This is a genomic window from Ferrovum myxofaciens (genome assembly GCF_000735045.1).
GTDB classification, from domain to species: Bacteria; Pseudomonadota; Gammaproteobacteria; order Burkholderiales; family Ferrovaceae; genus Ferrovum; species Ferrovum myxofaciens.
Genome location: NZ_JPOQ01000328.1, coordinates 1 through 524 on the forward strand (window position 1 = coordinate 1; position 524 = coordinate 524).

Consider the following 524-nt stretch of genomic DNA (forward strand, 5'->3'; position numbering starts at 1 on the left):
AAGCCCTGAACGATAACAAGACCTATGCCGTGGTGTGGCAGGTTTTACAGGCTCTGCGCTCTCACGATGACCGTTTTGATGCCATGGTCAATAAACCGAATTTGACTGGCTGTGATCCTCGGAAGATGGAAGTCATCGCCATCACCGACAAAATCCAGAAGAAGCAGGAAAAACCCAAGAGAAAAACCAACAGCGAGGCGGGGAAAGGTGGTTTTACCATTGGCGAACCTGCGCCCAAGCGGTATCCCAACGAAGATCAGGGCGAACTTCAGTTCGAGATCGGAGAAATTGAACGGGCCATCTATGCCAAATTGGTCCAGAAGGTGGGGAACCGCCACCACTGGGAAGAATGGGCCAACGATATTGCCAAGATTGCCAATACCCACATCGACCGCATTACCGGGATTCTGGAGAGCCCGGACTACCCCTTGGAACGGGAAGCCTTTGCGTCCTTTGCCCGTGAGTTGCGCTCGAATCTGAACGACAGCATCAGCGATGGTGAGATCACTGAAATGCTGGCCCAG

1 pseudogene is annotated in these 524 nt (G+C 52.9%); it reads left to right on the forward strand.

What is annotated here, in order from left to right:
• Positions 1–524: pseudogene (locus tag IV91_RS16215) on the forward strand (damage-inducible protein); the annotation flags it as partial.